The organism is Streptomyces sp. cg35 (assembly GCF_050410835.1).
Lineage (GTDB): Bacteria > Actinomycetota > Actinomycetes > Streptomycetales > Streptomycetaceae > Streptomyces.
Genome location: NZ_CP191268.1, coordinates 3,657,957 through 3,670,691 on the forward strand (window position 1 = coordinate 3,657,957; position 12,735 = coordinate 3,670,691).

Annotated in this window: 11 protein-coding genes; 8 read left to right on the forward strand and 3 right to left on the reverse strand. The window is 69.2% G+C overall.

Features of this window, described 5'->3' with window-relative positions; all coding sequences use genetic code 11:
* Positions 1-83 precede the first annotated feature (83 nt).
* Positions 84-1,430 carry a peptidoglycan recognition protein family protein gene (locus ACQUQD_RS16575; protein WP_428952852.1) on the reverse strand — a complete coding sequence of 449 codons (1,347 nt, stop codon included), beginning with the start codon at positions 1,428-1,430 and terminating at the stop codon, positions 84-86.
* Between the two features lie 306 nt (positions 1,431-1,736).
* Here ACQUQD_RS16575 and ACQUQD_RS16580 point away from each other — a divergent pair, with 306 nt between their 5' ends.
* The 7 genes from ACQUQD_RS16580 (at position 1,737) to ACQUQD_RS16610 (ending at position 9,331) form a co-directional block, all read left to right on the forward strand.
* A complete protein-coding gene (locus tag ACQUQD_RS16580) occupies positions 1,737-2,492 on the forward strand; it encodes a TIGR03089 family protein (RefSeq protein WP_428952853.1) in 756 nt (251 codons plus the stop codon).
* 135 nt (positions 2,493-2,627) lie between these two features.
* Complete coding sequence (locus tag ACQUQD_RS16585) at positions 2,628-3,965, forward strand: LCP family protein (RefSeq protein ID WP_428952854.1); 1,338 nt, start codon at positions 2,628-2,630, stop codon at positions 3,963-3,965.
* Positions 3,966-4,224: 259 nt separating this feature from the next.
* Positions 4,225-5,934, forward strand: a complete 1,710-nt coding sequence (locus ACQUQD_RS16590) for an LCP family protein (protein WP_428952855.1) — start codon at positions 4,225-4,227, stop codon at positions 5,932-5,934.
* A gap of 87 nt (positions 5,935-6,021) precedes the next feature.
* Positions 6,022-7,731 carry an LCP family protein gene (locus tag ACQUQD_RS16595; protein ID WP_428952856.1) on the forward strand — a complete coding sequence of 570 codons (1,710 nt, stop codon included), beginning with the start codon at positions 6,022-6,024 and terminating at the stop codon, positions 7,729-7,731.
* A 209-nt stretch (positions 7,732-7,940) separates the two neighbouring features.
* Entirely contained in the window at positions 7,941-8,369 is a 429-nt protein-coding gene (locus ACQUQD_RS16600) for a hypothetical protein (RefSeq protein ID WP_428952857.1), read from the forward strand.
* Positions 8,370-8,398: 29 nt separating this feature from the next.
* The gene (locus ACQUQD_RS16605) at positions 8,399-8,857 is read left to right on the forward strand and encodes a hypothetical protein (RefSeq protein WP_428952858.1); all 459 of its coding nucleotides are present in this window, start codon (positions 8,399-8,401) and stop codon (positions 8,855-8,857) included.
* Between the two features lie 30 nt (positions 8,858-8,887).
* A complete protein-coding gene (locus ACQUQD_RS16610) occupies positions 8,888-9,331 on the forward strand; it encodes a hypothetical protein (RefSeq protein WP_428952859.1) in 444 nt (147 codons plus the stop codon).
* A 68-nt stretch (positions 9,332-9,399) separates the two neighbouring features.
* On the opposite strand, the gene ACQUQD_RS16615 is transcribed toward ACQUQD_RS16610, so the two are convergent.
* On the reverse strand, positions 9,400-10,440 hold the full coding sequence (locus tag ACQUQD_RS16615; RefSeq protein ID WP_428952860.1) for a glycosyltransferase family 2 protein: 1,041 nt from the start codon (positions 10,438-10,440) through the stop codon (positions 9,400-9,402).
* A gap of 147 nt (positions 10,441-10,587) precedes the next feature.
* Between ACQUQD_RS16615 and ACQUQD_RS16620 the strand changes: the two genes are divergently transcribed.
* Entirely contained in the window at positions 10,588-12,054 is a 1,467-nt protein-coding gene (locus tag ACQUQD_RS16620) for an LCP family protein (protein ID WP_428952861.1), read from the forward strand.
* A gap of 41 nt (positions 12,055-12,095) precedes the next feature.
* Here ACQUQD_RS16620 and ACQUQD_RS16625 read toward each other — a convergent pair whose 3' ends face one another.
* Positions 12,096-12,668: an acyl-CoA thioesterase gene (locus ACQUQD_RS16625; protein WP_428952862.1), complete on the reverse strand. Its 573-nt coding sequence runs from the start codon at positions 12,666-12,668 to the stop codon at positions 12,096-12,098.
* Positions 12,669-12,735 lie beyond the last annotated feature (67 nt).

Below are 12,735 nucleotides of genomic sequence, written 5' to 3' on the forward strand. Positions count from 1 at the left end.
TCTCTGCTTCCTGCTGGGGCCGGCCGAACTGTCTTTCGGCCGGCCAGTGTATGCAGACCGTGCGAGACCCGGGCCGGCCGGCGTCAGCGGCCCTGGAGGTGGGCGGAGCTGGAGCGGGCCTTGCCGAGTTTGTTGTAGAGACGGCGTCCCGGGCATTCGGTTGCGAACCCGTCCCGGTGGCCGGAGATCACATGTAGTCGTACATTCTTTCCCTTGCGGTACAGATTGCCACCACCCGACTTGAGATATGTCGTACCGCGCGGATTTGCCCCGTACAGCCCGAGCTTCCAGGCGGTGAGCCTGGCGATGGCGTTCACCGCGGCGGCGGGCGGGTTGGAGCCGCCGAAGGAGCCCAGGACCGCGATGCCCATGCTGTTGGTGTTGAAGCCGAGGGTGTGTGCGCCCATCACCGGCTTGGCGACGCCGCCCGCCCGGCCTTCGTAGATGTTTCCGCACTTGTCCACGAGGAAGTTGTAGCCGATGTCACGCCAGCCACTGCTCTTGACGTGGTAGCGGTAGATACTGCGGATGACCGAAGAGGCTTGTGAGCAGCGGTAGTTGTTGCCGGAAGCACTGTGGTGCACGAAGGCGGCCTTCACCGTCTTCGTGTAGCCGAACTGCTTCTCGCGCAGCTTCTCGTCGGCGCCCCAGCCCTTGCGCGTGATGATGCGCGGGCGGGCCCCGACGTACGGGCGGGCCTTCGTGGCGCTCGCGTCGCCGCCGCGGGCCTCGATCAGCTCGTCCTCCGTCGCCTTCTTGGTCAGGGCGGGTACGGCGGTGGCGCCGAGCGGGGCGAGCTCGGCGTTCACGGCGGAGGACGCGGCGGTCTCCGCGGTCAGGGTGGTGGCGCGGGCGGCGTCGACGGGGGCGCCCTGGGGCGGGGGCTCCGCGCCCGGGTCCACGAGTTCGAGGCGCAGGCCCTTGGGGAGGGGCTCGGCGGCGGCGCGGGTGGCCGCGGGCTCGTCGGCCTTCACCCGCACCTCCACGCCGTCGGAGTCGCCGACCCAGAGGGGAGCGGTGGAACCGCGGACGTGACCGGAGGTGTGTTCGGAGCTGTCCAGGTCCGGGGCGTCGTCGTTGTGGGTCTCCACGTCCTGCCAGGCGGACCAGGTGGTCGTACCGGTGGTCCGGGTACGGACCTGGACCTGGCCGTGGAGTTCGGTGTTCGGGTCGTCCCAGACGACGCCGACGAGGGAGAACGGGCGGACGTCGCGCTGCGGCAGACCCTGTTCCCGGGCCGCGCCGACGGCGCGGTCGGCGGCGAGGGAGCCGAGGGCGAGGGACTGGGTGCTGCCCGGGACCGACTCCCGCGCCGGGGCCGGCGCGGCGTGTGAGGCGGCGGGCAGGGTGAGCGGGAGGGCGAGGGCGGCCGCGCAGGTGACGCCGATCGAGGAAGCAAGGAAACCACGCATGCCCACGATCGTGGCCATACCGGGATGATTCCGGCCATCGGGGAGTGTCATACGAGTGTTGGGGTGAAGTCCGGGGGCGGGGTGGGGCCGTGACGGGGCGTCGGGGGGCGACGCCACTCGGATGCAGCGGGTCGGCAGGTGGGGGCGGGTGTCGGGGGCGGGACGCGGATGACTGGGCGTCGGGTGCGGGGGCTGGGCGGATGCCGGGCGCGGGAGGGCGCGGGCGACCGGGACCGAGACGCGGATGACCCGGTCGGCGCGGCCCGCGCCGTCGCGCGTCGGGGTCGCTCAACCGCCGGAGGCACCCCGCGTAGGGTGGCTCGGGTGAATGCCGCGAACCGTACTCCCGCCGCTCTGCTCCAGGCCGCTCTCGCCGATGATCCGGGGCGGCCGCTCGTCACCTTCTACGACGACGCCACCGGGGAACGCGTGGAGCTGTCCGTGGCGACGTTCGCGAACTGGGTCGCCAAGACCGCCAATCTGCTGCAGGGCGACCTGAACGCCGAGCCCGGGGACCGGGTCGCCGTGCTGCTGCCCGCGCACTGGCAGACCGCCGTGTGGCTGCTGGCCTGTTCGTCGGTCGGGGTCGTCGCCGAGGTCGGCGGGGATCCGGCCCGGGCCGATCTGGTGGTCAGCGGGCCGGACACGCTGGACGCGGCCCGCGCCTGTTCCGGTGAGCGGGTCGCGCTCGCGCTGCGGCCGCTGGGCGGGCGGTTCCCGCAGCCGCCCGAGGGGTTCGTGGACTACGCCGTGGAGGTGCCGGGGCAGGGCGACCGGTTCGCGCCGTTCTCCCCCGTCGCCCCGGACGAGCCCGCGCTCGTCGTCGCCGGGGCCGAGTGGTCCGGCGCCGAGGTCGTCGAGAAGGCGACCGCCGACGCTCCGGGGCTCGGTCTGACCGGGCCGGGCGCGCGCCTGCTGTCCGGACTCCCGTACGACAGCTGGCAGGGCCTGAGCGCCGGACTCCTCGCCCCGCTGGCGACCGGCGGTTCCGTGGTGCTGTGCCGCAACCTCGACCGGCTCGACGAGGAGGCCCTCGCCAAGCGCGTCGAGAGCGAACGGGTCACCGCCACCGCGCGGTAGAGCCGCGTACCCCGTTCGGCTCAGCTCTCCCGGCCCCCCGCCGCGGCGGGGTCCATGGTCGTAGAGACGCATGCGTCCGCCCACGACGCAGACGTCATGACTGACACGTCTTCTACGTCACCACGAGGGGGACCCGTGACCGACTCCGCAGCCGTGCCTCCGTCGAGCGACGGCGGTGCGCCGCTCGGCCCGGGCGGCGGCTCGTCCCCGACCGGTGCCGGGCGGGTCCGGCGCCGGAGGAGATGGCTGCGGTACTCGGCGATCGCCGCGGCGCTGCTGGTGCTCGTGGCCGGCGGCGCGGGCTGGATCGCGTACGAGAAGCTCAGCGGGAACATCACCGAGGACTCGGCGACCGCCGCGGAGCTCGCCCGCTACGAGAAGGAGCGCCCCACCGTCCTGGTCGACGGGGCGCAGAACCTGCTGCTCATCGGGTCCGACTCGCGGGCCGGGGCGAACAGCAAGTACGGCCGCAACGACGGCACCCAGCGCTCGGACACCACGATCCTGCTGCACGTCGCGGCGGACCGGAAGAGCGCGACCGCCGTCTCGTTCCCGCGGGACCTGATGGTCGACGTACCGGCCTGCCGCAAGCAGAACGGCGACCGCATCGAGCCGATGTTCGCCATGTTCAACTACGCGTTCGAGGTGGGCGGTTCGGCCTGCACCATCCGTACGGTCGAGAAGCTGACGGGCGTGCGCATCGACCATCACATGGTCGTCGACTTCGACGGGTTCAAGGACATGGTCGACGCCGTCGACGGCGTCGAGGTGTGCCTGGACAAGCCGATCGACGACGCCGACGCGCATCTGAAGCTGGCGCCGGGCCGGCACGTCCTGAACGGCGAGCAGGCCCTCGGTTACGTACGCGCCCGCAAGAGCATCGGCAACGGCAGCGACACCGACCGGATGGACCGCCAGCAGCGCTTCCTCGGCGCGCTGGTGGAGAAGGTACAGAGCAGCGGTGTGCTGCTGAATCCGACGAAGCTCTACCCGGTGCTCGACGCGGCCACCTCCTCCCTCACCACCGACCCGGGCCTGGCGAGCCTGCGCGGGCTGTACGACCTCGTCCGCGGGATGCGCGACATCCCCGCCGACCGCATCCAGTTCCTGACCGTGCCGCGGCAGTCGTACATCTACAACGCCAACCGCGACCAGCTCGTCCAGCCCGCCGCGGAGCGGCTGTTCACGCGGCTGCGCACCGACGCCCCGCTCGTCGTCTCGAAGGAGACCCCCGCCGACGTACAGGCCGAGACCGATCAATCCACCGACAACGGAGACGGGTCGGACATCTCGGACGAGGAAGCGTCGTACGAGGAGGGCGAGTACGACGAGGAGTACTACTCCGACGAGGACGGCGAGTGGGACGACGGGAAGCCCGGCGCCGGACCGTCGGCGTCCGGTTCGCCGTCCGCCGAGCCCTCCCCCACCCCCACGTTCCGCGGCAACACCGCCCGGCAGGATGCGTGCGGTTGAGTCGCCTCAACAGCCTCTGGGTAAAGCAGAAGTCATCAGGTGGCACACAGGTTCTGAAAATGGTCCGGATTGCCCAGTTGTAGGGGAGTGGAATTTGTCACCGTCGTCGCTTGACGCTGAACTGGGCGGATAGTGTGAGCGATCCGGTGCACCCGGCCCTGCTGCCCTGGCGCGGTCGCGCACTGCTTATCGACTGACCGGGCGCCCGCTTTGAGGGGGGTGGGGCGCCGCGTGGCCCCGACGGAGGACGCAGACAACCGTGGACGCGCAAGGCCGTGGGCGGGCGGAGAACATCGACCCCGCAGACCAGTGGGTCCTGAACCCGCAGACCGGTGATTACGAACTGCGACTGAGCCCTTCCGGAGGGCAGTCGCCGGTACCGGGGCCCCGCCGCTCCGCACCCCGTGGCGGCGGACGGGATCAACGGGACCAGCGAAATCAGCGGGATCAGCAGGACGTGCCCCCGCAGCGCAGGCGGCGCGAGCCGCAGGCACAGGCCTCCGGGCCGGGCCGGCGCCGCTCGAAGGCCAAGAAGAAGAAGTCGACGGGCAAGAAGGTGCTGCTGTGGTCGGCCGGCAGCCTGGCCTTCGTGGTCCTCGCCACCGCGGCGGGCGGCTACTTCTACTACCAGCACCTCAACGGCAACATCACCACGCAGGACGTCGTCGGCGCCAAGAACGGCTTCAGCAAGGACGAGGCGTTCAACATCCTCGTCATCGGCACCGACAAGCGCACCGGTAAGGGCAACGAGGGCTACGGCGACAAGGGCAGCGTCGGCCACGCCGACACGAACGTGCTGCTGCACGTCTCCAAGGACCGCTCGAACGCCACCGCGCTGAGCATCCCGCGCGACCTGATCGTGGACGTGCCGGACTGCCAGGTGAAGGACGAGAACGGTCAGCTCAAGACCATCCCCGGTACGGAGAACGTCCGCTTCAACACCAGCCTGGGACAGGACGGCCGGGACGCCGGCTGCACCATGGCGACCATCAAAGCGGTCACCGGGATCACCGTGGACCACTTCATGATGGCGGACTTCAACGCGGTGAAGACCCTGTCGACGGCAGTGGGCGGCGTGGGCGTCTGTCTCGCGAAGGACGTCAACGACGACGACTCGCATCTCGACCTGAAGGCGGGTGAGCACAATCTGATGGGCGAGGAAGCGCTCGCGTTCCTGCGCACCCGGCACAGCTGGGGGAACAAGGGCGACCTCGACCGCATCAAGGTGCAGCAGCAGTTCCTCAGTTCTCTGGCTCGCAAGATGAGTTCGGGCGACACCCTCACGAACCCGAGGAAGCTGACGAACCTCGCCGAGGCCGCGACCAAGGCGCTCACGGTCGACAAGGGCATAGGGAGTCTGACCAAGCTCAAGGATGTGGCCCTCGAGCTGAAGAAGGTGCCGACCAAGAACCTCTCGTTCGTGACCACCCCGGTCATCGACAACCCGGCCGAGAAGATCCACGCCACCGTCGTGCTCAACGAATCGGCCGCGCCTCAGGTGTTCAGCGCGATCAAGGACGACGTCTCGCTGACGGAGACGAAGAAGAAGCAGAAGGCCGCCGAGTCCGCCAAGCTGAAGGGCCCCAAGTCGGCGGCATCCGACGTGCGTGTCGACATCTACAACGGCAGCTCCACGCCCGGAGCGGCTCAGGCGACCGTCACCTGGCTCCAGAACGACAAGGGTGTCGGCAAGTCCAGCCAACTGGGCAACGCGCCTCAGAAGCAGAGCCGGACGACCCTGGAGTACTCGCCCGACCAAGCCGACCAGGCACGGCGGCTGGCCGACATCATGGGCCTGTCGGCCTCTGCCCTCAAGGAGGGCAAGAGCGAGACGAACGACCAGGGGCTGCCGGCGATGATTCTCGTCCTCGGCTCCGACTTCAAGGGTGCGGGGACACCCATCAGCGGTTCGGCATCGGCGCCGGACGTGGACAAAACAACAGCGGACAAGACTGTGTGCGCCAAGTGACCAACCTCAGCCGCCCCTTGACTGTCTAACCAACCGACAGTCGGGGCGGCCGAGTTATGGCCACAGGGCGGGAGGGTGGGGCGGGGCATGGGGCGAAGCAGTGTGCGCGGGGAGCGCTCACGACCGAACGGCAAGCACAGAGAACCGTCGTCCGCGGCTGGAGAATTGGGCTGGGACGAGACCTTGTACGCGGACGGCTCCCGGCCGGACGCCGACGGACGGCCCACCAAAGGGGACGACGCACAGGGCAGTGGACGGCGCAGAGCCACCGGCCGCCCGCGGCGCCGACGGGCACGCCGGGTACTGCGCTGGACCGCGCTCACCCTTGCCGTGCTCATACTGGGCGCGGCCGGCGCCGGCTACCTCTGGTACCAACACCTCAACAACAACATCGAGAAGGGCGAGCGGAGCAGCGCCGACACGGGCGTGAAGAAGGCTGAGCCGAACGCCGCCGGGCAGACGCCGATCAACATCCTGTTGATCGGATCCGACAGCCGGAACTCGGCCGAGAACGTGAAACTGGGCGGAAGCAAAGGGAGCGTCGGCAGCAAGCCCTTGGCCGACGTGCAGATGCTCATCCACATCTCCGCCGATCGCGAGAACGCGTCGATCGTCAGCATCCCGCGGGACACCCGGGTGAACATCCCCGCGTGCGAAGACCGGGAATCCCACACCAAGTACGCGGCGACGAACACCATCATCAACGAGTCCCTCCAGCGCGGCGGCCCCGGATGCACCCTGGCCACGTGGGAGAAGCTCACCGGCTTGTACATCGACCACTGGATGATGGTGGACTTCGCCGGTGTCGTCACGATGGCCGACGCCGTCGGCGGGGTGAACGTGTGCGTCAAGCAGAACGTCTGGGACCGCCCGCTGCCCGGCGTTCCGGGTGGCTCCGGCCTCAAGCTGACTGCCGGGGATCACAAGGTCAAGGGCAAGTCGGCACTTCAGTGGCTCCGTACCCGGCACGCCTTCTACAGCGACCTGGGCCGCGCCAAAGCGCAGCACATGTACATGAGCTCGATGCTCCGGACGCTCAGAGAGCAGAATGCGTTCTCCGACAGCGGCCGGCTCCTGAACCTGGCGGAGTCCGCCACGAAGGCCCTCAAGGTCTCCGAGGAAGTCGGTACGGTGAAGAAGCTCTACGACCTCTCCATGCAGCTCAAGCAGGTTCCCGCCAAGCGCATGACCACGCTGACCATGCCGACGGCCGAAGATCCGCAGAACCGGAATCATCTGGTACCCGCGACGGCCGACGCCGAGAAGATCTGGGCGATGCTCCGCGACGACATCGCGCTCGACAAGAACAGTGACGATGCCGCGGACGACGGCGGCAAGCAGACCGCCTCGCCGTCGCCCAGCGCCGACGCGGACACCGCGGGTTCCTTCCCCGTGCTGGTCAGGAACGGTACGAACGGCGCCGGGCAGGCGGCGGTGCCCCGGCGTGCGAACGCCCTCGCGCAGACTCTGCAACAGAAGGGATTCACCCGGGCCGCCGCCGACTCGACCGCCTTCCCGCTCAGGACGACAGTGGTGGCGTACCCCGAGAACGCCGGTTCCCGGGCCAAGGAGAACGCGACCTTGGTGGCGCAGTCCCTCGGGATTCCCCAGAGCGCGGTGCAGGCATCCGACGGCGTCACGGCCGTCACGCTGAGCGTCGGCGCGGACTGGCGCGAGGGAAGTACGTATCCGAAGCAGAAGGCCGTGAAGCCGGGCGACATCCCGGACACCGCGGACGCCCTGAACGGATCCGACGAGGACGCCTGCATGGACGTGTACAAGCCCTACCGCTGGTAGGCAGGCCACCCTCGCTGCTACGGGCCCCTCCTCACTCCGAGGAGGGGCCCGCGCGGTTTCCGGTCAACTTCCCCCATTTTTGCGCCACTTGGCACTTGATCCGCAACTATGCGGCGTGCTCATGCCAAGATCTCCTTCGCCATTCACAGGAAATTCACGGAACGCCGACGGGTCCGTCGGCCGATCCGTCATGCCCATGGGGAGAGACGATGCGCAAGGTACTCGGCCGTATCGGAGTTGTACTGGCAACTGCCGCGGCCGCCTGCGTCTTGGGGCCTGTCAGCACCGCGAGTGCAGCCACCTACGGCTGCAACGGCTCGCAGATCGACAGCTGGGACAACACCTACAACGGCACGACCTACGCGACCACGTATCTGTTCTGGGACGGCACCTACAACTGCGTTGCCGCCGTGAAGCGTGGCTCGTACTACGGCAAGTCGTCGCGCATCCGCGTGGAGGGCTACACCAACGTCGACGGATACATAGGAAACGACGACGGCCACTACCTGTACTACGCGAACTACAAGTTCTACGGCAAGGGACGCTGCGTCGCCGTCGAGACCGACATGTGGAACTTCAGCGGCAACAACATCATCCAGGACCACGTGCCGTACTCCGGCTACTTCCACTGCGGCTGACCCCGGGCGAGAGACAGGAAACCCAACTCATGTTCAAGAACGGCAAGTTCAGACTCGCCCGCTGGATCAGCGTCGCATCGGTCATGTTCGGCTTCGGGATCGCCGTACCGGTCGCCGTCGCACCCGCCGCATCGGCCGCCACCAGCTGCAGCGGGACCTTGATCGACCAGCTCAACAACTACGACTACACCACCTCACCGCACAAGCACGTCGCCACCACGTACCTGTACTGGGACGGCACCTACAACTGCGCCATCTCCATCAAGGCCGGCTCCTACTACGGTGTGAGCTCGCGCATGAACTTGACGCTGATGTCCCAGAAGGGCGGACAGGCATCGGACCCCGGGTACTTCAAGTACCAGGCCGGGCCGGTGAAGGTCAACGGCAAGGGCACGTGCATCGCCACCGAACTGGACATGTGGCGGCCGGGTGGCGCGAACTTCCTCCAGGACCGGTGGCCGGCGGGCGGCTACTTCCACTGCGGCTGACGGCTGCGGCCGGACAGGAGACCAGCACCGATGATCAAGCTCACCCGATGGCTCACCTGCGCGGCCCTGCTGGCCGGAGTCGGTGTCGTGGCGCCCGTCGTGGCGGCATCACCCGCCTCGGCCGCCGGTTACGGATGCGCCGGCAACTTGGTGTACTCGAAGTCCGTCTACGCCAACAGAAGCGGCTACACCAACCTGATCGGCACGGTGTACGACTACTACGACGGGACCTACAACTGTTCCGTCTTCGTGAAGTCCGCGTACGTCGGCACACCCACGCAGATGGACTTCTCCATCTACAAGGGCCCTGATTACGCCAGCTACGACTCGGATACCGGCAAGTTCTCCAGCTACGCGGGCCCCGTGCGCATCAAGGCCCCCGGAGTCTGTGTCAGCGAAATGCTCATCATGGACAACCCGAGCGGTAAGCAGATCTTCTTCGGCGAGGCGGCGGCACCGCATTCCTGCGGCTGACGAGCGTCGGCGAAGAACGACACACGACACGCCTGCGGCGCGGGAGGCCGACTCCCGCGCTGCAGGCGTCAGTTGGCAGCTGTCTCCGGGTTGCGCACGGCCGGCCGCCGCGACGCGATGACGCGCTTCGCCAGCGACTTCGGGCTGGTCAGGAAGCCCCAGCCCCACGACATGTGCATCGTCGCGAGGGCGACGGGGATCTGGGCGCGCGCCTTGAGCGACAGGCCCTTGCCCGCTGGGACGGAACCGGCGGCGATGGCCGCCAGGTAGCCGGCCGGGATCACGAAGCCCCACGGCGTGAGGGCCGCGCCGACCACGACGCCGGCCGCGATCGCGACGACGGCGGTCGGCGGGGCGAGGTAGCGCAGGTTGATGGAGCCCGAGTGGTAGCGGGCGACCACGTGGCGCCAGCGGCCGTAGTCCTTGTACTGCTTGGCGAGCGCCTTGACGCTCGGGCGCGGGCGGTACGAGACCAGCAGGTCGGGCGAGAACCAGATCAGGCCGCCGGCCTCGCGGATCCGGAAGTTCAGCTCCCAGTCCTGGGCGCGGATGAACTCCTCGTTGTAGCCGCCCTGTTGCTCCAGTGCCTCGCGCCGGAAGACGCCCAGGTAGACCGTCTCGGCCTGCTGCGCCTCGCCGCCCGTGTGGAAGGCCGCGTTGCCGACACCGATCTTCGAGGTCATCGCGGCGGCGACGGCCTGCTCCCAGGCGTTGGTGCCCTGGGCGTGCATGATGCCGCCGACGTTCATCGCGCCGGTCTCCTCCAGGAGGCGGACGGCGGTCGCGATGTAGCCCGGGGAGAGCGCGGCGTGGCCGTCGACGCGGACCACGACCGGGTGGCGGGAGGCCTTGATCGCGGCGTTCAGCGCGGCGGGGGTGCGGCCCGTCGGGTTCGGGACGGTGACCACGCTGGGGTGCTCGGCGACCAGCTGCGCGGCGATCTCGTCCGTGCGGTCGGTGGACGGGCCGAGAGCGACCACGACCTCCATCTCGCCGTCGTACTCCTGCGCCAGGATCGCCTCGACGGCCTCCCGCAGATGCCGCTCCTCGTTGAGGACGGGCATGATCACGGATACGGCCGGAAGCTGCATGTCGGAGTTCGCGTTCATCAGGCGTCACGTTACCGCTAATGGGGGACACCGGCGCGCGCCGCCCGAGTCACTACCGCGGTCGGGAGATCGTATCGGCCTACGGTGCCAAGGCCTGTGGAGACGACAGGCCCTGTCCCACGCCCGCCTTCGCGGAGGTGTCCCCACGTGCCCACGCCGCCCCGCTCCCCCGCCCGTCCGCAGCGTCCCCCGCGGCCCGCGCAGGGCCGCCGTCCGGGCGAACCCCTGCGCAGGAAGAAGCCCCGGTGGGCCATGCGGGTGGCCACGACGTTCTCCGTCACGGTGCTCGCCGCGGCCGGGATCGGGCACGCGCTCGTCACGGGCATCGACACCGGCATCGACCGGATCGACCCGTTCAAGGACATGAAGAACCGCCCGGCCGCCGGACACGGCGTGAACGTCCTGCTCGTCGGCACCGACGGCCGCGACAAGATCAGCGACGAGGAGCGGCGGAAGTACCGGCTCGGCGGGGCGCCCTGCCACTGCACCGACACGATCATGATCGTGCACATCTCGGCCGACCACGAGCGCGCGTCCGTCGTCTCCCTGCCCCGCGACTCGTACGCCATGATGCCGCCGCACACCGACCAGACCACCGGGGACAAGCACCACGAGCACCCGGTCAAGATCAACGCGGCGTACGCGGAGGGCGGCCCGCAGCTGACCGTCCGCACGGTCGAGAACATGACGCACGTGAAGATCGACCACTATCTGGAGGTCGACTTCACCAGCTTCATGAAGACGGTCGACGTGCTGGGCGGCGTCGAGATCTGCACGGCCCGCCCGCTCAAGGACTCCTACACCGGGCTCGACCTGGGGGTCGGCACGCACCAGCTGGACGGCGGCGAGGCGCTCCAGTACGTACGGGCCCGGCACACCGACGGCGCCGGTGACCTGGGCCGGATGCAGCGCCAGCAGCGTTTCCTGGCGTCGCTGATCGCGAAGACGACGTCGTCCGGGGTGCTGCTCAACCCGGTCAGGTTCCGCAACGTGGCGCGGACGCTGCTCAGCTCCGTCCGGGCCGACAAGGGGTTCGGGACGGACGAGATGGTCGACCTGGCGCGGGCCATGCGCTCGTTCACGCCGTCGTCGTCGGAGTTCACGACCGTGCCGATCGGGGACATCAGCTATCCGGTCAAGGGCATCGGCTCCACCGTGAAGTGGGACCCGAAGAAGTCCGGGAAGCTGTTCCAGGCGCTGCGCGACGACAAGCCGCTCGCCGCGCACCATGCCCGGAAGAAGGCGACCGTCGTCGGTGTCTCGCCGCAGCAGATCCGGGTGCAGGTGGAGAACGGGACGATGACGGCGGGGCTCGGCAAGAAGGTCGACACCGCGCTGCGGGGCACCGGGTTCCGGACGACGCGGGCGCCGGTGAACGCCGACAGCCGGACCGCGAAGCAGACCGTCGTGCTGTACGACCCGCGCTGGGACCGCTCCGCGAAGTCCCTGGCCACGGCGGTGCCCGGGGCGCAGCTCAGGGCCGTCAAGGGGCAGGGGGCCGTGCTGAAGGTGCTCGCCGGGGCGGATTACAAGGGGGTGCGGGCGGTGCGGGCCGAGGATGCGTATCAGGGGGAGTACGGGGCGATCACCGGGGATCAGGTGGCGTGCTCCTGAAAGAGGCGCGGGCCTCGGGGCTCCGCCCCGGACCCCGCTCCTCAATCGCCGGAGGGGCTTGACGATGCGGAGGGGCTTGATGCGGCGGCCGACTGGGCCCTCAGCTCCTTGATGGCCCGGCGGCGCGCCAGCCGGTGCTGGCGGCGGATCTGGGCCTCCTGGTAGCGGCGCCGGTCACGGTCGGTCTCCGGCAGCACCGGCGGCACGGCACGGGGCTTGCCGTCGGAGTCCACCGCGGCGAAGACCAGGTAGGCGGAGCCCACCTGCTGCGCGGGCGTCGACTCGTTCCAGCGCTCGGCCAGGACCCGCACGCCGACCTCCATCGAGGTCCGTCCGGTCCAGTTGACCTGGGCCTTCACGTGGACGAGGTCGCCGACGCGGACCGGCTCCAGGAACGCCATCTCGTCCATGGAGGCCGTCACGGCCGGGCCGCCGGAGTGCCGGCCGGCCACGGCGCCCGCCGCGTCGTCCACCAGTTTCATGATCACGCCACCGTGCACCGTGCCCAGGAGGTTGGTGTCGTTGTGCGTCATGATGTGCGACAACGTCGTACGGGAAGCAGCGGTCGGCTTGCCCGGAATATCGGACTCCGTGCCGTGGGCCAGGTCTGTCATGCCACCCACCATATGCGCGCGCCGATTGTGTCAGCTCTGCAACAGCCCTGGTCCGATTTCCCATCCA

Coding starts and splice junctions, on each gene's coding strand:
- ACQUQD_RS16575 (WP_428952852.1), bottom strand. CDS start 1,430: ATGGCCACGATCGTGGGCATGCGTGGTTTCCTTGCTTCCTCGATCGGC.
- ACQUQD_RS16595 (WP_428952856.1), top strand. CDS start 6,022: ATGGGGCGAAGCAGTGTGCGCGGGGAGCGCTCACGACCGAACGGCAAG.
- ACQUQD_RS16600 (WP_428952857.1), top strand. CDS start 7,941: ATGCGCAAGGTACTCGGCCGTATCGGAGTTGTACTGGCAACTGCCGCG.
- ACQUQD_RS16605 (WP_428952858.1), top strand. CDS start 8,399: ATGTTCAAGAACGGCAAGTTCAGACTCGCCCGCTGGATCAGCGTCGCA.
- ACQUQD_RS16610 (WP_428952859.1), top strand. CDS start 8,888: ATGATCAAGCTCACCCGATGGCTCACCTGCGCGGCCCTGCTGGCCGGA.
- ACQUQD_RS16615 (WP_428952860.1), bottom strand. CDS start 10,440: ATGAACGCGAACTCCGACATGCAGCTTCCGGCCGTATCCGTGATCATG.
- ACQUQD_RS16625 (WP_428952862.1), bottom strand. CDS start 12,668: ATGACAGACCTGGCCCACGGCACGGAGTCCGATATTCCGGGCAAGCCG.